Source organism: Brevibacillus brevis (genome assembly GCF_001039275.2).
GTDB lineage: Bacteria > Bacillota > Bacilli > Brevibacillales > Brevibacillaceae > Brevibacillus > Brevibacillus brevis_C.
In genome coordinates this window covers 2,170,001-2,190,792 of the sequence record NZ_CP030117.1, presented here as the reverse complement: position 1 = coordinate 2,190,792, position 20,792 = coordinate 2,170,001, and the positions used below count along the sequence as shown (strand labels likewise).

Below are 20,792 nucleotides of genomic sequence, written 5' to 3'. Positions count from 1 at the left end.
ATATTACGAATACTTCCTAGTTTTGTCAAGCAGCCATTCCTTCTATGTACAAAAAAAGATCGCTTTGTAGGCGATCTTTTACTTCTCTATAATTTGAAGGTATGTCTCCATGGTTGCAGGCATTGGTGCGACACCGAGGTTCTCCCTCAGTTTTGCTACACATTTTTCGTACCAGCGAATGGCCTGTGTCCGATTATTTTGCTGATAATACGCAGTCATAAGTAAGCGGTACGACTCCTCCCAGCAATCGTCCACCCGCAGAATCGCTTCACACCAGCGGATCGTTTTTTCCAATTGCCCATCCTCAAGCATGATTTTGGCTACCCTCTCTGCTCCGCGTAAAAACAGTGCCTGCACTCTCTCACGCTCTTCTACACACCAATCCTCATAACGGCATTCCGGCATGTAATCGCCCAAGTAATACGCAAGCCCTTTTTCCAAAAGGATGGCGCTCTGACGCCGGTCTGATTCTGCCAGGCCCAGGGTAACGAGCTTCTCGAACTCCTCGACGTCCATATGGTAGCCCGATGCCAGGTTAAAACCGTAAGAGCTGCCATGGCGTTGAATGAAGAATGTATCTGTTCTTGCAGCACGATCTGGCTCGAGTGCTTTGTTCAATGCATTCAGCGACACTTTAAAGTCGCGGATTGCCGCTTCCTCGATACTGTCTGGCCAAAGTCGGTTCATGATTTCTTCCCGGGCTAACAAATGATGTCTCTTTGTCAATAAAAGCTGAAACAACAGCTTTGCCGTCCCTCGCTGCCATGCCTTTTCGCTCAGTTCCCGCTCTCCCAGCCATACACGGAACGCGCCCAACGTCTGAATGCGAAGGGTATAGCCGGGGTGGAATGTCACGTTTTGCAAGCCCAAATCATTTAACAGCTGAGAGACGTAATCCTGCGATACCTTTCGACGCTCTGCCTCAATCAGAATTGGCATAAGCTGCTGCACATCATGGGGGGTAAGCAGAGTAGGCCTTTGCAGAAGGAATTGATATTCACCAGACTGCATCAAGGACAGAGCTTGCGTCACCGCAGGTATGAACAAATCCCATTGCTTTTTACGATAAGCCAAGAAGCTCAGCCATAATTGGCAAATGACGACACTGTAGCTATCCCCGCAGTGACTAAGTCGATCGGCACAATCGATAAAGGTAGCCCACGCTTCCTCTTCTTTACCGTATTTGGCGTATGCAATCCCAATCGCCATCCGTACCAGACTGCCTAACCAGTCGTCGCGCATCGCCTCAGTCTCTTGTATCCCCCTGTTGCCATACAAAAGAGCTTGGTCGAGTGCCTTTTCTCTTGCGTGAAGCAAGGTTAGTCCCAGAAGCGTTTCTGACTTGCCGCGTGTCGACTGGAGCTCCTCCATGATTTGCAAGCCTTTTTCATAAAGCTGACGAATCTCATCCGTAGGCAATGTTTGACTGATGAGGGCTGCATGGGCTTTTCGAACATAGCCATTCGCTTCTACAAAAGGGGAATGTGCTGCACGTCCGAGTTGTATGGCCGTTTCTGCCGATTCCCACCCTCGCTCCCATTCGCCATTCAATGCATAGACGAAAGATAGCAGCAAAGAGGTTTCGCGATACGATCTCGTCAGCGGAGGATGCTTCCTCTGTTCTACCTGCCACTTACTCTCCAAGAGCTGAATGGAGGACTGCAATCGGCCGGTACGGAACAACAGGCGCGATTCCAGCTCCACCTCCGTCTGCTGCTCTAATTCCTGACTCCGTTCATACCATGCTGCCGCCTGTTTGGCATCTCCGCGATTCGTATAAATTTCTGCCAGCAAGCGGTATAGTCTCGGTGCCATTTCATTCTCTTGCTCAAATGGAGGCAACAGTTGAATCGCCCTCTTCAGCAGTTCTTCTGCCCGGACGCCTTGTACGCTGTCGAGATGAACGCGAGCTTGCCCTTCCAGCCCGCGACACAATCCGATTTGATCTTGCTTTTGTTCACATTGTTTCAGAAATTGCTCATAAGAAGAAAAGGCCTTCGCATATAGACAGCGATAGCGTTCTACTTCACCTTGATAAAACAACAGCCAATGCTGTTCGCACTTGATGCTATCTGGTAACAGTGTTATCCACTCGTATAAAAAGTCCAGCTTCCCTGCTTGCAGCAATCTTTCCGATGCTTGGCACAACCATTCACCCAGCACCTCCCACTGCTCGACGAGACGCAACCGCCCAAAAGCTTTTGCCTCGTCCCCTTTACGTCTGTACCATCCTGCGGCCTTGTGATTGACATGCACGTATGTCGCTTGGTTCGCAGCCAGCTTGCTAGATAGGAGGCGCTGGAAAAGCGGATGAAAGGAATAATGAGATCCTGCATGGACATGAAGAAAAAGATTACAACGCTGTGCTTCCAGCAGATACTCAATGCATCCTTCCCCGAGTATTTGCTTACAATCCTCCAGATCGAATTGTTCGAGAACCGCTGCCTCCATCAAGAAGCGCTGCATACCTGCATCAAGCTGTGTCCAGACTTCCACTTCCAGCAAATGCAACAATCGGGATAACTCACGCAGACTGTCAGAAACCGTCTGCCCCCTCGTTACCATTTCCCCAAAAGTGCGAAGCGCCATCACCCAGCCTTGTGCCACTTCTTCTACTCGGCCCCAATCGTCTTCGGATAGCGTGATATCGTATTGATCAGAATAAAAGGCTTCACTCTCCTCCAACGTAAAAGAAAGGTCATTTGTTGTAAGTTCGAGACACTCTCCTCTTGCGGACAACAAGTCGAGATTGGACCATTTCGGTCGAGCGCGCGTTAAGATGACCAGCTTGACCTTTTGTGGAAGAGCCTCGGCTAACCGTTGAACAAATCGATCGACGTCACTATCACTATCCATTCGTTGGTAATGGTCCAAAACAAGTATGTGGTCCACCTGGAGCTGTACACATTCCCCGACGAACCAGTCGACCAGTACCTTACTGTCTATGGAAGGCACCGGACTTTGCTCTGTGATACGTACAAGCTGCTCTCGCAATACCTGACCAAAATCAGAATGAACCTGACGAACACTTTCGACGAGACAGATGACAAACGCAAGAAGAGCATCGTCTCCATCCTGGATGGTATACCAGGACGCAGCCAGTGCTTCATCATGTAGAAATGTAGCCAGAGATGTCGTTTTGCCATAGCCTGTCCCTGCATGAATGAGACAAAGCTGCGTATATTTCAACAGACGCATTTTTTTTGCCAATGCAGGTCGCCGTAAGACGTATGGCTTCTGTCCTGGAGGAGTTATCTTGGATATAGGGATGTGGATTGGAATCATAGAATGTGCACTCCTTGCCGTTCTCCTGCTCTTCTTTGACTATTTCCCCATTTCTAACTATTCTCCTGCCATTTAGCCCTTAATCGACAAAAAGCCCACCCGGGAGTCCAGGTGGTGCTCTTTCAATCCACTAAATTATATCCAATGACTGAATAGCCAATATCATTTAACAGGACTTGGAATTCTTCGTCACTGATGTGCTCTCCGTTCGTAATTCGTGAATGCAAATTTGCGATTCGGTCGTAAACTGCGCGATTGGTAGACACGTACAAAATGTTGAAGCGTGTTTCTGCCTGTAAGCGTGATCTCATCCGATCCACAACACGTTTGTGCAGCGAATCTGGATGTCCATTATCGACTCGCACAATTTTCCCAGGCGTATACGGGATCGACGGCCGCGGATTCACTTCGTCAGGCTTTGGTGTATCGACTGGCAGCACACCTACAATCAAGTTATCCTTGTAGGCCAACACCTTGATATCGGTTACACCGGGTAGCTTTTCCGCATGTCCTTCCAAGCGCGTCACGAGTTGCGGCTCTCGCTGATGAACCATCTTTTGGCTAATCATGGCTGCCGGTCCTTTGTCCCTAGCGACGTTATCGTTCTGGATGTTAATCCCGAGAGATTCAAATTTGGCCTTATTTCCGTTCTGATCTTCGGTGCCCTGTTCTTTGTTAGGCGAACACCCTGTCAGCAAGCCGGCAAACAGGAGCACAGCAATGATACTCCCACTCATTCGTCTCACAACAAAAACACCTCCTTGCACTTAGTGTGATGTGCAGGAGGTGTTCTTACTCAGGAAGTAGCTGCCTTAATTCGTCTTTTTGAAGTCCCCTTCAAACGTATCCTTTTTGCCGCCTTTTTCAGCATTGAGCGTGTAACTTCTGATTCCATCATTCGTGGATTGGTAAAACTCAAAAGTACCTTCAGCAGTTACTTCAACTTCGTATGTTTTGTCTTCCAACGTTACGGTAACATCTGTTCCAGGTTCTACTTTACCGACGATTTGGTAAACTCCCAAATTGGCTAAAGAAAAGGTCTTACCTTCAACACTTTCCTTGTCAATAAATGCAACCTGCTCAGGCTTTTTCTCGTCTGTTGCTGGTTTCGTCGGATCTTTTGGTTTTTCTTGTTGTCCGGCTTGATTAGGGTTCACATTATCCGCAATCAAAACGGTTTGCGTTTTTGGATCCCAATCTACTTTGTAACTCAGCGCTTCCGCAATAAAACGAACAGGTACTACAGTGCGCTTGTTCACAATCTGTGCAGGCACGTCCAGGTTGATCGTTTGTCCATTTTTCTTGGCAATTTTTTGTGTAACGACCAGTCTGATGTTATCTTTCCCTTTATTAATCGTTACGGTACGAGTAGCTTCGTTCCATTGCACTTCAAAACCAAGGCTTTCTGCAATCGGACGAATCGGAACCAGTGTACGCCCCTGGCTGATAATAGGTGCTTGGTCAGGAAACGCGATTTGTTTTTTATTGTACTCCACTTTAACAGCATTCTGTACGGCTTTAGGCGCTACAGATGCAGGTGCTGCCGCTGCAGAAAATGCTGCCATCGGTACCAAGGCGATTGCTAGCAGTAATGAGGTTACTTTTTTAAGCAAAACATTCACTCCATTTCCAAAAAGGTTCACACGATTCTTAATCTACTATAGGATGAGGGCTGTTTCAAGAATTTCCTGTAGTCTTCCTTTTAAAAGATCGTTCTTTCCTAGTAGCTCCCTCTTTTACGTTACTTTTTCCTCCTCCTTTTGACCTAATTTCAAATTGTTACAAAAATGCAACCATCTTGCTTTCCAAAAACGTTACAATAGACAAGAAGCGACAGTATTTTATCTTGAAAGAGGCAATGAATGATGAACAAATTTCTCCCTTTCCTCATCCTGGCACTTATCTTAACTTTAATTCCTCCAGTAGGAAGCTCCGCCAATACGACTGCCATTCAATTGGGAAGTGATGTACTGTTCAATCAGTTCCACCATCTCATTGAAGGCAAGAAAGTCGGGTTGATTACGAATCAAACAGGTCTGAACAGTCAAATGGTTAGCACGATCGACATACTACGACGTGATCGCTCGGTCCATTTAACCACTCTGTATGCACCTGAGCATGGCCTCGACGGAAAAACGGTCGCAGGAAAACAAGTAACGAGCTTTGTTCATCCTGTCTACGCTATACCGGTCTACGGCTTGTCTGGATCAACTCGCAAGCCGACACCAGAAATGCTGAAAGACATTGATGTTCTTCTCGTCGATTTACAGGATATCGGATCGAGAACCTACACATACATATCTACCTTGCAATACGCCATGACTGCTGCAAAGGAACAAGGAAAAGAAGTAATGGTACTGGATCGACCGAATCCTCTCGGCGGAACAATTGTCGAGGGTCCTGTCGTTGAACTGCCTTACCGCTCCTTTATCGGAGTGGATACCCTCCCGCTTGCACATGGCATGACAATCGGAGAGCTGGCATTGTTTTTCAATCGTACCATCGGTGTAGATCTTACCGTCATTCCAATGCAAGGGTATACACGCAACATGATTTATCAACAGACAGGTTTGGCCTGGATTCCGAGTTCTCCGCATATCCCTAACTTGACCTCGGTTTTCGGGTATATGGCAACTGGTTTGGGTGAGGGTACTCCTATTCGGCAAGGCGACCATTTCACCTGGATTGGGGCAGAGGGTTTAGATTCGCACAAGTACGCCGATCTGTTAAATGGAAGTCTTCTACCTGGTGTCATCTTTATTCCTGAGAATAAAGGAACGGCCGGGGGCGTACGCCTTCAAATCAATGATTCACATCAGTTTAACCCGGTAAAAACAGGTATTTACGCGCTTGCTTATGCCAAGCAATTGAAGCCATTCCCTATACCAAAAAGTACGAGTACGCAAATCTCCATGTTCGACAAGGTGATGGGTACCAACAAAATCGGTCTGCTTCTCGAACAAGGCAAATCCCCACAGGAGATTGTTTCTTCCTATGAAGCGGATCTTAAGAAATTTGTAGAGCTCCGACAAAAATATTTGATCTATGGCGATGAACCGTTAATCCCGCTGCAGCCGATTCAACAGAAACAACCAAAGCAACCAGAACAACCAGAACAACCGAAACCATCCAAGCCAGGAAAGCCAGAAACACCGACTCCAACGCAGCCTGGTAAGCATAATGGAACAGCCAATCAGACGAAGAAGCCTGAACCAGCTACAAAACCGGTCCCTCAGACACCGAAGTCTTCTGAGAAGATCGCTTATTTAACCTTTGACGATGGACCCTCCCCTGTAACTCCACGCGTTTTGGATACGCTGAAAACGCATCAGGTCAAAGGCACCTTCTTTATTGTAGGTCGTGAGGTAGCTGGTCATGAGGCCATTCTCAAAAGGATTGTAGCCGAAGGCCATGCGGTGGGAGGACATTCGTATTCCCATAATTATCAGCTTGTTTACAAAAACATGGAGAGCTTTTTTGCAGACGTAGAAAAAGGAAGTCAAATGATTGAAAAAGTAACCGGCGTAAAACCAACAGTATTCCGCTATCCAGGTGGCAGCACGAATACAGTCAGTTTGAAATATCAAGATCCCAAACGCTATAACAAGCAGCACACAGTCATGCAGGCGATCAAAGCAGAGGCGCAACAACGTGGCTATACGTTTATCGACTGGAATGTAACAAACGGCGATGCAAGAAGCAACAAATACACAGCCGCTCAAGCACTGGCAAATATAAAGCAGCAAGTAAAGTCACAAAAAGAAATCGTCGTCTTGATGCATGATTCCAGCACAAAGTCGCCAACAGTTGAAGCTCTCCCAGAAATCATTTCGTATTTGAAACAAAAAGGCTATCGTTTTGAAGTCATTCAAGCTGATCGTCCAACTGTTTCCAACGTAAAATAATCTCAGCAGCAAATAAACCCGCTCAGTAACAGAGCGGGTTTTGCTGTACTTTGACCTTGTTATAATTGGCTAAGTCGTCAGCGTTTCGTATCGGAGGCGCAGCTCTCTTTTCAAAATTTTGCCGCTCGGGTTTCTTGGAAGATTGTCAGCAATCACTACATATTTGGGTGTTTTGAAGGAGGAAAGACGATCTTTGCAAAAAGCAAGCATCTCGTCAACAGTCAGTAACTCACCTGCTTTTGGTACAACGACAGCCGTCACTGCTTCGATCCAGTACGGATGGGGAACTCCGATCACTGCGACCTCAGACACTTTCGGATGTTGATAAATAAGTTCCTCAACCTCTCTGCTTGCAACGTTCTCTCCCCCCGATTTAATCATGTCCTTTTTCCGATCAACGACGGTGATATAGCCTTCGTCATCCATGATGCCCAAATCCCCGCTGTGAAACCACCCTCCCTGGAAGGCAGCCTGTGTCTTTTCCTCATCACGGAAATACCCCAGCATCGCATGGCTGGTCCTGTGAACAATCTCACCAACACTCCCACGAGGGACTTCTTTTCCATCATCATCGACGATTTTCGTTTCCACATTTAACGCAGGCTTGCCTGCAGAGCCTGCTTTTCTCATTTGATCCTTCGGTGGCAAAACAGTTGCTAATGGCGCCACTTCCGTCTGCCCGTAAAAATTGTAAAACTGGGCGTTCGGGAGGCGTTGACCAAGTTCTTTTAACACTTCTACCGGCATGATTGCTGCACCGTAATAGCACTTTTGCAAAGAACTCAAATTACGCGCGGCAAAATCAGGAGAACGCAGCAAAGCAATCCACACGGTTGGCGGGCAAAACAACTGAGTAGCCTTGTACGCCTCTACCGTCTGCAACATCAACGCAGGGGTTGCCTGTTCCAAAATAATTCCGCTCCCACCTAGGTACACGTACGGTCCCAAAAAGCAATGAAGCTGCGCACTATGGAACAAGGGAAGTGCGTGAACAGCCACATCATCCTTTGTCATCCCGCCTTCGATAATCGCGCTGACATATTCGGAGATGATGCTTTTATGAGTGAGCATAACGCCCTTTGGCTTTGATTCCGTTCCACTGGTATACAAAATTTGCACAACATCTTCATCCGCTATGTCTATTTCAGGCTCATGGTCGTCTGCCGCTTCAATCACCGTGCGAAAAGGCAACCATTCTCCTGCTTGTACTGCTGGTTTGGACACGAGGCAAAGCAGATTGGGGGAAATTCCAGCTAATTGGAGTCCGTCTTGAGCGAGCTGCAGGAATTCGGGAGCTACGAAGCACGCACTCACTTCCGCATGACCGAAAATATAGGCGACATCTTCCTTATTCAACATGAAGTTGATCGGCACCATGATGACTCCTGCTTTCGCTAGCCCAAAGTTCAGAATCGCAAAATCCATCGAGTTGCGTGACAGTACTGCTACCCGCTCCCCTTTTTGCAAGCCTTTTGAAAGAAGCGTATGAGCCGTCTTATTTGCAAGCTGATCAAGCTGCGTGTAGGTCAATACTTCTTCTTCAAAGTACAGGGCAGGCTTATCAGGATTTCGCCTACGACTTCTTCGCAAAATATCGCCAAGTGTATTTCTACGAACTCTTTGCGCTTCGAGCATGCAAATTCCCCCATCACTTATAGTCTCATCTCCATTATATAATAATTTTCTTTATTTTCTGATATTTTTTCTCAACCATAAAAAAGACCCCAGCTTCTCAACTGGAGTCGGTTCATTTGTATTTATGGCGGAGGGAGCAGGATTCGAACCCGCGTGAGCTTGCACTCTAACGGTTTTCAAGACCGCCCCGTTATGACCACTTCGGTATCCCTCCGTATTTCAACAATACTTACTATATCACAGCTCTACTATTTTTTGCAAGAGCCCGGATTTGTTTCCTTTATCGTTTGATCGCAACGAGTTTCAATTCCGTCATTTGTTCTATCGCGTATTTGACCCCTTCCCGACCAAGTCCGCTTTCCTTTACGCCACCGTAGGGCATATGGTCTACGCGAAAAGTCGGAATGTCATTTACCATCACACCACCCACGCGCAGTTCTTCTGCGGCTTCCAGAGCCAATGACAGATTGTTGGTATAGACACCAGCCTGTAGTCCATACCGTGAATCATTGACCAACGCAATGCCTTGCCGGACGGACTCCACTGGATTAATCAGAACGACAGGACCAAATACTTCCTGACAAGATACTTTTGCATCTGCCGGAACACCCGTCAACACCGTAGGTTCTAGCATCCGATCCACGATCTGTCCTCCACACTCCAAACGTGCCCCCTGCTGGAGCGCCTCATGAATCCACTCCATCGCACGTTCTGTTTCGCGTGGATGGATCATGGCGGAATAGTCCGCGTCCTCAGAGAGCGAATCACCACCGCGAAGTGCTCGTGTCTGTTCAACAAAACGTTGGACGAAATCTTGATAGATCTCTTTGACCACATAAATTCTTTGCACAGAGATACATACCTGCCCAGAGTAGGCGAAGGCGCCAAAAACGCATCGGGGAATTACTTCATTCAGTTGCACATCACGATCAACGATCACTGCCGAATTCGATCCCAGCTCGAGCGTGACTCTTTTCATACCCGCTCGATTACGTATATCCAGCCCAACACTTGGGCTCCCTGTAAACGTCACCGCCCTGACTCTCGGGTCAGACACGATTTTATCGCCAACACTCGCACCACTGCCTGTGATCACATTGAGCGCTCCTGCTGGCACCCCAGCTTGCTCTGCGAGCTCTGCAAGAAATAATGCACTAAGCGGTGTCTGTGATGCAGGCTTGAGAACAACGGTATTGCCAGCAGCGAGAGCAGGTCCGACCTTATGGGCGACGAGATTCATCGGAAAATTATAGGGCGTAATTGCTCCAATGACTCCCAATGGTTCACGCACGGTATAAGCCAAGCGTCCCTCTCCCCCGATAGCTGCATCGAGTGGTACAGTTTCTCCGTGAAGGCGTTTGGCTTCCTCTGCTGCGAACTTATACGTCTGAATCGTTCGAATCACTTCACCGCGGGCTGTTTTAATTGGTTTTCCCGCTTCTATTGCGATGATCCGCGCCGCTTCCTCCAAACGTTCATTCATCAAGATCGAGATTTTTTCAAGCAGGAAGGCGCGTTGATAGGCAGGAAGGCGACGCATGACGGCAGTCGCTTCGTGGGCCGCAGCAATTGCTTTTTCAACCAATGATGAGTCTGCTTGCGAAATTTGTGCAATCTCATGTCCCGTACATGGAGACAATAGCGGTGCATGAGCAGTAGCTGGCACCCACTCTCCCCCGATAAAGCACGTTTTTTTCATCGGCATATCCCCACTCTCATGGATTGGCGTTCATCTTCCAATCATTCTCCCTCATACGCGTGCCTTCCTGTCTCGATTTTGAAATATTTAGATATCTCTTTTACTCTTTCACACTTTCAGCCACACCGCACCATTCGAGTAACGTAAGCGCAAAGATCTCAGCACAACGGAATACCTCATCCAAAACGATGTATTCATTCGGGTAGTGTGCAACCTGTGTGACTCCGGGTCCAACAACAATCGCTGGGGTATTGACCAAAGCAGTCAACAAACCGCCATCTGTTCCCCAAGGCGATGCTTCCACAGTGGCACGCTCTCCTGTCACAGCTTCAAACTGCGCTTGCAAAATATCCATCAACGGATGATCGAGCTCCACTGCTCCCGGAACCCAGCGAGCTCCGAACCACTCCAGCTCAACAGGCTGTTCTGCAAACCACGGGTCGACCTCTGCCAGCTTTTTGAGTGCTGCTGCCATTTCGGCTTTGGCATCGTCCATCTGCTCTCCTGGGGCAACCCCCATCCTTCCTTCCAGCTTGACGAGGTCAGCTACAGACGAAGGCCACTTGCCACCCTCAATCACCCCCAGATTAATCGGGATCGGAATGGGCAGCTTGGCGTAGAGCGGATCGTCGAGTCGATCGTTACGCTCTTTTTCCAATTGGCCAATTGCTTGAACGACGAGCATGCTCTTTTCGATGGCGCTGACTCCCTCGTAGCGAGTACCTCCGTGAGCAGAACGCCCTTTGACGGTTAATCTGAACCACATGGAGCCTTGCTGCTTCGGGAAAATTTTCATATTGGTCGGCTCTGGAATCAGGGCAGCATCCGCTTTGTACCCGCGAATGATCGTCGCCAATGTGCCTGCACCGCCGCTTTCTTCTTCTACGACACTCTGAAAAATGACGTCGCCTTTCAGTTGCACACCCAACTTCTGTAGAACCTGGATCGCCAACAACGATGATAAATTTCCACCCTTCATGTCGGTTGCTCCGCGTCCGTAAAGCTTGCCGTCCTCAATCTTCCCGCTAAAAGGATCATCGCTCCACTGTGCCAGATCGCCCGCGGGCACTACATCCACGTGTCCGTTTAGAATGATGGAACGCCCATCCCCATGCCCCTTCCACACACCGACGACATTCGGGCTGCCTTCAAAGGTAGTACGCGGGGAGACAAAATATGGATGTGACACCAGCTCTTCGCCTTCCATGACCCATAAGTCAACGTCCAGCCCCATCTGCCCCAAAAGCTCTGCAATACTTTGCTGGATAGATTGCTCTTCTCCTTGTACACTCGGGCTTTTTACCCATTGCTGCAGCAGTTGAACAGCAGCCTCGCGATCCTTTTCCAATTGCTCCCGTATAAGCACCTGCCAGTTTGCCATGTTTTTCCTCCGTTCCATGGTTTTTGTCTTTGCTTAGCGGAAAACGCCAACCTCTCCGTCCATCTTGAGTTCGGCTTCCGTTGCTCCAATTACGTCAGCGACACTGTATGGATACATGACTTCTCGCAGATACAAGCCATCTGGCATGACCTCCATTACTGCCATGTCTGTGATGATCAAATCCGCAGCTTTTGTCGCGGTTAACGGCAGTGAGCATTCTCGAACGATTTTCGAACGTCCGTTTTTATCCAGATGCGTGGTCACAACCATGACCTTCTTGGCCTTTTGTGCCAGCTCCATGGCTCCTCCCATGCCTGGGACGCGTTTGCCTGGAACGATCCAGTTGGCAATGTCACCATTTTGGCTGACTTCCAGGACTCCTAAAATCGTCATGTCCAATAGCCCACGGCGGATGATGGCAAAAGCAGTCGCACTGTCAAAAAAGGATGCCCCAGTGGCAAGCGTGACAGGAAAACCGCCCGCATTGCAAAGCATGGCATTCTCCTCGCCTTTCGCAGGGCTTGGTCCTGTACCAAGAATACCGTTCTCCGCGTGAAACATGACTCGTTTTTCAGATGGGATAAAATCCGCAACCAACGTTGGAATGCCGATTCCCAGATTAATAATCATGCCGTCTTCTACTTCCAATGCTGCGCGGCGGGCAATACGTTCACGATAGCTCTCTGTTTCTTTTACTTCTCCCATGCCCATTGCCAGTTCACCCCTTCACTTTGGACGATAAAGTTCACGAAAACGCCCGGGGTGACGATTTCTTCCGGGTCGATCATGCCTACCTCAACTATCTCATCCGCTTCCACGATGGTAATGTCGCCTGCCATCGCCACTAATGGATTGAAATTGCGTGCACTTGTATCAAACACCAAATTGCCGAAGCGATCCGCTTTTTTCGCATGTACGATAGCCACTTCGGCAGTGAGCGGTGTCTCCAATAGATATTCTTTTCCATCCAGAACGACCTTTTGTTTCCCTTTTTCCGCGATCGTCCCGATACCGACATCTGATAGGATGCCTCCCAGACCGACTCCACCTGCCCGTACACGCTCTGCAAGTATCCCCTGCGGGCAGAACTCTACTTCCAGCTCTCCAGCCGTCATTTGGGCCCCTGCGTTCGGATTGGAGCCAATGTGGGAAGCTATCACTTTTTTGACGCGCTTTTCGGTCACCAGCTTGCCAATTCCGATATGCGGAAAAGCAGTATCGTTACTGATCAGCGTCAGATCACGCACGCCCCTATCCAAAATCCCTTGAATCAAAGTAGGCGGGTTGCCTACCCCACCGAAGCCCCCTGCCAACAGCGTCATCCCATCACGAAAATGGGTGAGCGCTTCGGACAGGGAGACGACCTTTTCAAATCGGTTTGTCATCCTCGTTCCTCCTTCTCTATCCGATCAGTGCCTTGTCTTGGAGCTCTTGCTGAACAGCTATCACCGCTTCTTTCAGCAGAGATATCAGCTCATCGATTTGCTCTGTAGTAATGGTCAGTGGAGGCGAGATGATGACAGCGTCTCCTGCCACTCCTTCGATTCCGCCCATTGCCGGATAAATAAGCAAGCCTTTTTCAAATGCTTTTTCAATGACCTTCACACCTACTCCTTGCGAAAGCGCAAACGGCTCTTTTGTCTGCTTGTTTTTCACAAATTCCAGCGCGCACAGCATGCCAAGACCGCGTGCATCTCCGATCAACGGGAGCTCGTCAGCCAGTTCTTTTAGGCGGGCAAGCAAATACATACCTTGTTCTCTTGCTTTGTCGACTAGCTGATGCTTCTCCACATAGTCAAGGACAGCCAGAGAAACAGCAGCAGATTGTGGATTGGCGCTATACGTATGTCCTGCCATAATCGAGCCGCTGCCTTTTGTAATGGTCTCAATGATTTCGTCCGAGACAATCGTAGCAGCCATAGGTGTGTAACCGGCACTCATACCTTTGCCCAATGTCATCAGGTCAGGTACGACGCCCCAATGGTCGATCCCAAACGCTTTCCCCGTGCGACCTACCCCTGTCATCACTTCGTCTGCGATAAATAGAACCTCATATTTGTCGCAAATCTCGCGAATGCGTTGGAAGTAACCATCTGGCGGCACGACCGCTCCACCAGAAGCCCCGATGACAGGCTCAGCGATGAATGCCGCTACCTGCTCAGGTCCGACGCGCAAAATCGCCGTCTCCAGCTCGTTTGCACACGCAAGCGCATACGAATCGAGGGACATGTCTTCTGGTTTGCGATACGGATATGGTCCTGTGATCGCCGGATAGTCAGCCAATAATGGAGTGAATCGCTTTCTGCGCAAGACGTGCCCAGACATCGAAAGAGCACCCATTGTAATCCCGTGATAGCTCATCCAGCGGGAGATGATCCGGTTTTTCGTTGGCCTTCCTTTTTCCTGCCAGTATTGAATCGCGATTTTTTGTGCCGTCTCTGTTGCTTCCGAACCGCTACTGACAAAAAACGTCCAGTTCAGTGAGCCCGGTGCCCACTCAGCCAGCTTTGTAGCCAGCTTCTCCACAGCATCGCTGCTAAAATGCGAGCGGTATACGAAGGAAACCTCCTTGGCTTGCGCATACATCGCCTCAGCCACTTCTTCTACACCGTGACCAATGCTTGCCGTCACCGCTCCACTGGAACCGTCGATGTAACGATTCCCCTCTTGATCGTAAAGATAGATCCCTTTGCCGTGAGAAATAACCGGATACTCTTTGCCCAATTCAGGCTTGATTACATAGCTTTTCGTCATTTTCGTCGCCACCTCGCTTATTCTCTACCTCTATCCTAGCTGACCAGCACGCAAGAGCCATCCTACGTGCTGGCAAAAAAACATGGTAAAGAGACAAAATCTTTTGTACATTTTGTATAAGAGAACCTTTACCGAGGCTTTTGGAGGAGATACCTGATGACCATCACGATAAGAGAAGCGCTGCAACTGCCGGACATGGTTCACACCAGGCTGATCGCAGGAGCAGGCGGACTGGACAATCCGATTCGTTGGGTGACAATTGTCGAGGTGCTGGAGGATACAAGTCGCTTGCAGGAAGGCGAATTTTTGATTACAACCGGCTTTGGGCTTGCTGAACATACGGAAAAGCTCGCTTCTTTTATTCCTTCGTTGGCGAAGCAAAAGCTGAGTGGTGTTGCGATTCATACGGGCTTTTATTTACGGGAAATTCCCGAGACGTTTTTGACTTTGGCAGATCACTATCAACTTCCATTGATTGAAATTCCCACGGAGATAAACTTTTCAACCATAACCAAAGCCATCTTGCAGCCGATCATGAATCGGCAATTTGAAACACTGGCTTATTCCTCAGCGATTCATAACCGAATGATTGATGCTGCCCTGTCCAAGGGAGGCCTTCCCGCCATCGCTGGCGAGCTCGCTGCACTTACCGGAGGCGCCGTGTCGCTCATCGATGCATTAGGCTTTGAAGTCACGCAGCATGGCAGCTCGGAAGCACTGCCGCATGATCAGTCCCAGGAAATCGCGCATCGTGTACCGATTCGAGCCAATCGCGAGCATTTTGGCACGTTGACATTAACGAAACCCGAGCACGCCTGGAAAGAGCTCGATGACGTCGCACTACAGCATGCTTCTACCTTATGTGCTCTCGAATATGTAAAGGAAAGGGCAGTAGCCGCAACGGAATGGCGGTTAAAAGGGGATTTTGTGGAGGAACTCCTAAACGGACAGCAAATGACCCATACGGAGCTGGAGAGCCGTTGCCGCATGCTGGGGTACCCCCTTGCTGGACATCATCTCTGTGTCGCTGTTCGCGTAGATGTAGCCGATCAGACGATGCTCGGAGACATGCATCAAAGTGTCATTACGTTGATGCGGAGGCTTAGCGACCGTCATCAGCGCTCTTATTTGCTGCGTGAACGGCCACATTGCCTCTTGTTTATTTTGCCGGATGATCAGACGAGCCTGCGCTTATTAGAACAGCTCACTTCCCGCTGGAGAGGGCTTCATCCTTCACTTGACCTACAAATCGCCTTGAGCAATCCCTGTGAGCAATTGCCAAACGTCGTCAGTGCCTCCGAAGAAGCGATGTTTGCTCTACAAGCGTACCCACTGTTGGCCCAATCCCCGAAAATTTTGCGATACCGGGATATGCAGGGCTATCAGTTTTTGTTTCCGTACCATCGTGAAAAAGAAAGCTTGCTCCGCCTGTGGAACCCATTGCTGGAACCATTAATTCGCTATGATACGAAATACAATCAACAGCTTCTCGAAACACTTGAAGTGTATTTGGCCCAGAATGGAAACGGTCTACAGACCTCGCAAGCCTTGTATATCCATCGACACACGCTCAAGTACCGGTTGACCCAAATTGAAGAAAAAACAGGCTACCGCCTGGAGGATGCTCATCAACGCTGGCAGCTTCAGTTGGCCCTGATGGCCCGTCGTCTGCAACAGCAGTTGTATCCTACAAACAGGTAGCCCGTTATTCCCTCGTCGGGCGAAGTGGCTTTACCCATATATTCATGTCTTCATAGCCTGAAAAGATCGTACAATTGTTAATCAGCCGTCCACGGTATGCATAGCCCATTTTGGCAGCCGTCACATTCATTCCTGCAGATTGTGCCCGGGTCAAGGTGTACAAAAAGTAAATCCCCGCCTCCTCCATCCTTTGTTCCAGCGCGATAAACAGCGGTTGGAGGAGACCTTTCCCCGCATGATCTGGATGGGTTGCACAATCTGTCATCTCCGCTGAACCAAATCGTTCGGAGACTTCAGCTGACGCAGCACATGCAATCTTGCCTTCAAATTCAACGACATAGTAGATGGTGCCCTCTTGCATGGTTTTGCGAATGTAGGACGGATCGTTCATCGGTGTAGGATACGTCGCGAATACCAGTCCATACAAACACGCCAATTCCTTCGTGTCTGCATCCGTTGCTTCACGCAGGTAGTATCCCTCAGGTAATGATTTCTCTATCGTACTCCCCGCTCGTAACAGGCTCAGCGTAAGAATTTCCTCGGCAAGTTTTGCTGCCCCAGAGGTAGCCCGCTCTTTTGTCAGATAGCAGGTGAGCATCTGTGCGTTTTCCCCTTGAAAAAAACCATCGATGGTTCCCTCTAGCTCGTAACCCAGGGATTGCCATTGCGTAATATCTTGTTTTTTCCCGTACACAATGACTTTTGTTGCCTCTGACTTTTCGGCTAGCTCCTTCAAGACCCGATCCCACTGCTCGATTTGTGATGGTTCATACACGTGCAGCTTTACCCGGCGATTTTGTCGATCAATGATCAGGTCGCCAGCGTCCTGTGCACCTCCAACATTTATCACGGTCTTCATCCTCCCCTACAGTACTCCTCCTCTCATTGTAGCAAAACAAATAAGACCGTCATCTGCCAATCTGTATAAAAAAGCTTTCCTCATGCACAAAAAAACACAAGGTGGGCATTCTGTTGGGTCATATTCACTCGTTTTTCATACCATGAAAGTAGATGCTTCATGTGCGAGAAGGAGGGTGTTTTTTGTGAGCTGCAATAACAATTTTGCCCTGATCCTTGTCCTTTTTGTCCTTTTGGTCATCGTACTCGTCGTAATCGGATAGACTTTTGGAGATGCCTCTCATGTCAGGTCGTATCGAGGGGCCCTTTACATGACACGCTCGAGAAGGGAGGAAGCCCTCGTGCCCCCACTCATCTATGCCCATCGTGGAGCTTCCGGCCTGTTTCCGGAAAATACGATGGAATCGTTTCAAGGAGCCGTCCGGCGAAAAGCCAATGGGATCGAATTGGACGTCCAGCTCAGCAGTGACAATAAGCTGGTTGTTATTCATGACCATAGCCTGGAGCGCACGACCAATGGTTCAGGTTTGGTGCGCCATTACTCACTGCGCGAACTGCGTCAGCTACGTGCGGATAAAGACTCCTCTATGCGAGTACCAAAAGCCCACATCCCAACCTTACAGGAGGTATTCCAGACGTTTGTCGACACACCTCTGCGCTTCATTATCGAGATGAAAAATTTTTTCCAGGATCAACCCCACTTAGAGGAGCTCGTCATCGAACAAATCAGGCGATACCAGCTAACAGGGCGAACCATCATTTCAACGTTTAACTTCGACAGCCTTTTACGAATCAAGCAATTGGATGCAACACAAACGACAGGACTTTTATACGTTGGACCACTCGCCAAGCCTTGGGAAATAGCCCGCAACTATCGAGCTGATCAATTGCACGTCCCATTTGATCAGTTGACGGAAGACTTGGTCAAACAAGCAAAGGAGCATCATTTTGAAGTTTTGAGCTGGACGGTAAATACTGGTCGGCAAATCCAGCGAGCCATTGACTGTGGTGTAGATGGTCTGATCACCAATTACCCGAAGCGTGCGAGAAATCTGATTCGCAATCTATAAAAAAGAAAGGGAGCCAAGAAAAGGCTCCCTTTTTGTAATTGCATCATTACGTATGTGGTACAAAAAATTTTCCTTGCCAGCTATTTCGGGCTTTTAGTTCTGCATCAATACCATTCAGAACTTCCCACTTTTTACGACTCCACATCGGCCCAATCAAGAGATCAGGTGGTCCGTCTCCTGTGATTCGATGGACGATCATTTCTGGAGGTAAAATTTCCAATGTATCCACAACGAGCTTCGTGTACTCTTCCTGTGACAGGAATTCCAAGAGTCCTGCTTCATATTGCTTCACCATCGGCGTTTTGCGCAGCAGGTGCAATAGGTGTATCTTGATCCCCTGCACATCCAGATGTGCCACAGCTTCTGCAGTCTGCATCATTTCTTCGTGGCTCTCTCCTGGCAATCCGTAGATAATGTGAGAGCATACACGGATGTTGTGCTTGCGCAATCTCTCAACAGCATCCACGTAGCATTGATAATCGTGCGCTCGATTAATTAACTGGGCTGTGTGCTCATGGACTGTCTGTAGACCGAGCTCCACCCACAAATATGTGCGCTCATTCAATTCAGCCAAATACTCCACAACGTCGTCTGGCAGGCAGTCAGGACGCGTAGCAATGGAGAGTCCGACTACACCTTCTTGTTGGAGGATGACTTCGTACATCTCCCGCAGCTCCTCTACAGGTGCATACGTATTCGTGTACGCTTGGAAGAAGCCCAAATACTTGGCTTGCGGCCATTTCTCGTGCATCCGGTTTTTCACATCATGAAACTGTCTTTCCAGGTCCATTCTGCGATCACCAGCAAAATCTCCAGATCCTCTCGCACTGCAAAACGTGCAACCGCCTGTCGCTACTTTCCCATCCCGATTCGGACAACTAAAACCGCCATCCAATGGAACCTTGAAAATCTTTTCGTGAAAAGTCCCTCTTAAATGGTAATTCCATGTATGGTATCGTTTATCGCCCCACAACAATGGGACGTCGTTGTTGTGAATATCTGTCGCGAGCTTCATTGCTGTTTTCCTCCTATGGGCACCGCTACGTCTGGCGCTGGTGCCTTAATCCCGTTGGCGAACGCTACTTGCTTGATCACGTCATTATACCAAATTCGGCAACGGTCTCGCTACTTTAAGATAATAGGAAAACCACAGGTGAAGATTCCCCTGTGGTTTTTGCTTGTTTATGTCACTATTGCTGAATCTCCTCGATACGAATCGCGCGTGTATGAGAGGTATGACTCCACTCTTGGTTTTTCTTCGTAAAGAACGCGTAAAACATAATCGGAAGCCAGGTCAGGAAAAAGAATGGTAGCAAGAGGAGCCCGAAGTACCCCTTCCACGGAACTTTATCCAAATAGAGGGCCAGGATCGGCAACAGGTAGAACACGGCAGTAGAACCGTATACCAGCCACGTAGGCAAGATCGTGGATACCGTTGTCAGGGTACCAACATCAAAAAATCTTGCCAGGAACAATACCGACATCATCGTCACCATTAGCACGTACATCGGTTGGAAGAGGTAGAAGGCTGCATCAAGCATTCCCAGCTTTCTCGACTTCATACCATTAAACAAGACAGATCGAATGTAGCGTCCTGCCACATCGTAGTGCCCTTGCATCCAACGCAAACGCTGGCGCATAGACGATTTTAAGTCAATCGGTTTTTCATCCCAGACCTTGGTGTCATGTGCCCATGTCGGGTAAATACCGCGTTCAATACAACGTGTTGCAAATTCCAGGTCTTCCGTGAGACTGGTTGCTCCCCAACCCATTTCTTTGAGCAGGTTGCTCTCAATGCACAAGCCGGTTCCGCCCAAAGTGTTCGGCAGTCCCAAATTGTGACGAGCCAGTTGCCACATACGGTTTGTAAACCAGTAGGTAACCGCATAGGACAGCGTAATCCATGAATCAAACGGGTTCTTGGAGTCGAGGTAACCTTGGATCACACGCGCCCCTTTGCAGAGACGGTCATTCATTACTTTCAGGAAGTTTTTCTCAACCAAGTTGTCAGCATCAAACATGACGACAGCGTCGTACTGCTTAGGTCTTGCCCAGAGGTTCTCCAGCATCCATTCGATGCCGTAGCCTTTCCCACGCTTTGATGTGTCAAAACGCTCACATGCAATTGCACCATGCGCCCGACTAATTTCTGCCGTGTTATCTGTACAGTTGTCGCAAATGACGAAGATGTCGTACATTTCACGTGGATAGTCGAGTTTCTTCAGGTTTTCAATTAGCGGAGCAATTACGGCGCTCTCATTGTGAGCTGCCACGAGCACAGCAAACGTCTTTTGCGGCTCAGTTGTTACTTGCTCTTTTTTGCGGAACAGGCCTGCACATGAAACTAATGTTTGATATGTGCCGATTACACCCACCGCAGAAGTAAATCCGATGAATAATCCCTCAATGATCTCTCTAATTACACTCATGGGTTCTTCTCCTCGACCTAAACCAGATTGGGTCTGATCTGAATTTAGGTAGTGTTGTTTTTCCAACATTTCTCT

Annotated in this window: 16 protein-coding genes and 1 tRNA gene; 4 read left to right on the top strand and 13 right to left on the bottom strand. The window is 48.6% G+C overall.

Features of this window, described 5'->3' with window-relative positions:
* Positions 1 to 78: 78 nt before the first annotated feature.
* From AB432_RS11080 to AB432_RS11070, 3 genes are all read right to left on the bottom strand, one after another.
* A complete protein-coding gene (locus AB432_RS11080; RefSeq protein WP_048032322.1) occupies positions 79 to 3,285 on the bottom strand; it encodes an AfsR/SARP family transcriptional regulator in 3,207 nt (1,068 codons plus the stop codon).
* 122 nt (positions 3,286 to 3,407) lie between these two features.
* On the bottom strand, positions 3,408 to 4,022 hold the full coding sequence (locus AB432_RS11075) for a YhcN/YlaJ family sporulation lipoprotein (RefSeq protein WP_217366405.1): 615 nt from the start codon (positions 4,020 to 4,022) through the stop codon (positions 3,408 to 3,410).
* Between the two features lie 75 nt (positions 4,023 to 4,097).
* On the bottom strand, positions 4,098 to 4,928 hold the full coding sequence (locus AB432_RS11070) for a copper amine oxidase N-terminal domain-containing protein (protein WP_048032320.1): 831 nt from the start codon (positions 4,926 to 4,928) through the stop codon (positions 4,098 to 4,100).
* Positions 4,929 to 5,150: 222 nt separating this feature from the next.
* Here AB432_RS11070 and AB432_RS11065 point away from each other — a divergent pair, with 222 nt between their 5' ends.
* Positions 5,151 to 7,190 (top strand): exo-beta-N-acetylmuramidase NamZ domain-containing protein, encoded by a 2,040-nt coding sequence (locus AB432_RS11065; RefSeq protein WP_048035762.1) that lies wholly within the window; start codon positions 5,151 to 5,153, stop codon positions 7,188 to 7,190.
* A 69-nt stretch (positions 7,191 to 7,259) separates the two neighbouring features.
* Here the strand turns inward: AB432_RS11065 and AB432_RS11060 are convergent, their stop codons facing one another.
* The 7 genes from AB432_RS11060 to AB432_RS11030 all read right to left on the bottom strand — a co-directional run bounded on the left by AB432_RS11060 (position 7,260) and on the right by AB432_RS11030 (position 14,659).
* The gene (locus AB432_RS11060) at positions 7,260 to 8,825 is read right to left on the bottom strand and encodes an acyl-CoA synthetase (protein ID WP_048032319.1); all 1,566 of its coding nucleotides are present in this window, start codon (positions 8,823 to 8,825) and stop codon (positions 7,260 to 7,262) included.
* A gap of 125 nt (positions 8,826 to 8,950) precedes the next feature.
* Positions 8,951 to 9,039 (bottom strand) — tRNA-Ser (locus tag AB432_RS11055).
* 66 nt (positions 9,040 to 9,105) lie between these two features.
* The gene (locus tag AB432_RS11050; RefSeq protein WP_201265921.1) at positions 9,106 to 10,524 is read right to left on the bottom strand and encodes an aldehyde dehydrogenase family protein; all 1,419 of its coding nucleotides are present in this window, start codon (positions 10,522 to 10,524) and stop codon (positions 9,106 to 9,108) included.
* A 100-nt stretch (positions 10,525 to 10,624) separates the two neighbouring features.
* On the bottom strand, positions 10,625 to 11,905 hold the full coding sequence (locus AB432_RS11045; protein ID WP_048032317.1) for a peptidase: 1,281 nt from the start codon (positions 11,903 to 11,905) through the stop codon (positions 10,625 to 10,627).
* A 33-nt stretch (positions 11,906 to 11,938) separates the two neighbouring features.
* A complete protein-coding gene (locus tag AB432_RS11040) occupies positions 11,939 to 12,616 on the bottom strand; it encodes a 3-oxoacid CoA-transferase subunit B (protein ID WP_048032316.1) in 678 nt (225 codons plus the stop codon).
* Complete coding sequence (locus tag AB432_RS11035) at positions 12,598 to 13,290, bottom strand: 3-oxoacid CoA-transferase subunit A (protein WP_048032315.1); 693 nt, start codon at positions 13,288 to 13,290, stop codon at positions 12,598 to 12,600. The genes AB432_RS11040 and AB432_RS11035 overlap by 19 nt, the downstream gene beginning before the upstream one ends.
* A gap of 16 nt (positions 13,291 to 13,306) precedes the next feature.
* A complete protein-coding gene (locus AB432_RS11030) occupies positions 13,307 to 14,659 on the bottom strand; it encodes an aspartate aminotransferase family protein (protein WP_048032314.1) in 1,353 nt (450 codons plus the stop codon).
* A gap of 156 nt (positions 14,660 to 14,815) precedes the next feature.
* Between AB432_RS11030 and AB432_RS11025 the strand changes: the two genes are divergently transcribed.
* Positions 14,816 to 16,360: a PucR family transcriptional regulator gene (locus AB432_RS11025; protein WP_048032313.1), complete on the top strand. Its 1,545-nt coding sequence runs from the start codon at positions 14,816 to 14,818 to the stop codon at positions 16,358 to 16,360.
* A 4-nt stretch (positions 16,361 to 16,364) separates the two neighbouring features.
* On the opposite strand, the gene ablB is transcribed toward AB432_RS11025, so the two are convergent.
* On the bottom strand, positions 16,365 to 17,219 hold the full coding sequence (ablB, locus tag AB432_RS11020) for a putative beta-lysine N-acetyltransferase (protein WP_048032312.1): 855 nt from the start codon (positions 17,217 to 17,219) through the stop codon (positions 16,365 to 16,367).
* Here ablB and yjcZ point away from each other — a divergent pair.
* Positions 17,167 to 17,481: a sporulation protein YjcZ gene (yjcZ, locus tag AB432_RS31500; protein ID WP_113732303.1), complete on the top strand. Its 315-nt coding sequence runs from the start codon at positions 17,167 to 17,169 to the stop codon at positions 17,479 to 17,481. The genes ablB and yjcZ overlap by 53 nt on opposite strands.
* A 78-nt stretch (positions 17,482 to 17,559) precedes the next feature.
* Positions 17,560 to 18,288 carry a glycerophosphodiester phosphodiesterase gene (locus AB432_RS11010; RefSeq protein ID WP_053079566.1) on the top strand — a complete coding sequence of 243 codons (729 nt, stop codon included), beginning with the start codon at positions 17,560 to 17,562 and terminating at the stop codon, positions 18,286 to 18,288.
* 46 nt (positions 18,289 to 18,334) lie between these two features.
* Here AB432_RS11010 and AB432_RS11005 read toward each other — a convergent pair whose 3' ends face one another.
* Positions 18,335 to 19,303, bottom strand: coding sequence for a tRNA modification radical SAM protein MnmL/YtqA (locus AB432_RS11005; RefSeq protein ID WP_048032310.1), 969 nt, complete (start codon positions 19,301 to 19,303; stop codon positions 18,335 to 18,337).
* 175 nt (positions 19,304 to 19,478) lie between these two features.
* Positions 19,479 to 20,717, bottom strand: a complete 1,239-nt coding sequence (locus AB432_RS11000) for a glycosyltransferase family 2 protein (RefSeq protein ID WP_048032309.1) — start codon at positions 20,715 to 20,717, stop codon at positions 19,479 to 19,481.
* Positions 20,718 to 20,792 lie beyond the last annotated feature (75 nt).

What these genes read in the sequence shown, in the direction of transcription:
- ablB (WP_048032312.1), bottom strand. Translation starts at nt 17,219, where the DNA reads ATGAAGACCGTGATAAATGTTGGAGGTGCACAGGACGCTGGCGACCTG.
- AB432_RS11080 (WP_048032322.1), bottom strand. Translation starts at nt 3,285, where the DNA reads ATGATTCCAATCCACATCCCTATATCCAAGATAACTCCTCCAGGACAG.
- AB432_RS11060 (WP_048032319.1), bottom strand. Translation starts at nt 8,825, where the DNA reads ATGCTCGAAGCGCAAAGAGTTCGTAGAAATACACTTGGCGATATTTTG.
- AB432_RS11075 (WP_217366405.1), bottom strand. Translation starts at nt 4,022, where the DNA reads ATGAGTGGGAGTATCATTGCTGTGCTCCTGTTTGCCGGCTTGCTGACA.
- AB432_RS11065 (WP_048035762.1), top strand. Translation starts at nt 5,151, where the DNA reads ATGAACAAATTTCTCCCTTTCCTCATCCTGGCACTTATCTTAACTTTA.
- AB432_RS11050 (WP_201265921.1), bottom strand. Translation starts at nt 10,524, where the DNA reads ATGAAAAAAACGTGCTTTATCGGGGGAGAGTGGGTGCCAGCTACTGCT.
- AB432_RS11005 (WP_048032310.1), bottom strand. Translation starts at nt 19,303, where the DNA reads ATGAAGCTCGCGACAGATATTCACAACAACGACGTCCCATTGTTGTGG.
- yjcZ (WP_113732303.1), top strand. Translation starts at nt 17,167, where the DNA reads ATGATCAGGTCGCCAGCGTCCTGTGCACCTCCAACATTTATCACGGTC.
- AB432_RS11030 (WP_048032314.1), bottom strand. Translation starts at nt 14,659, where the DNA reads ATGACGAAAAGCTATGTAATCAAGCCTGAATTGGGCAAAGAGTATCCG.
- AB432_RS11045 (WP_048032317.1), bottom strand. Translation starts at nt 11,905, where the DNA reads ATGGCAAACTGGCAGGTGCTTATACGGGAGCAATTGGAAAAGGATCGC.
- AB432_RS11000 (WP_048032309.1), bottom strand. Translation starts at nt 20,717, where the DNA reads ATGAGTGTAATTAGAGAGATCATTGAGGGATTATTCATCGGATTTACT.
- AB432_RS11040 (WP_048032316.1), bottom strand. Translation starts at nt 12,616, where the DNA reads ATGGGCATGGGAGAAGTAAAAGAAACAGAGAGCTATCGTGAACGTATT.
- AB432_RS11025 (WP_048032313.1), top strand. Translation starts at nt 14,816, where the DNA reads ATGACCATCACGATAAGAGAAGCGCTGCAACTGCCGGACATGGTTCAC.
- AB432_RS11035 (WP_048032315.1), bottom strand. Translation starts at nt 13,290, where the DNA reads ATGACAAACCGATTTGAAAAGGTCGTCTCCCTGTCCGAAGCGCTCACC.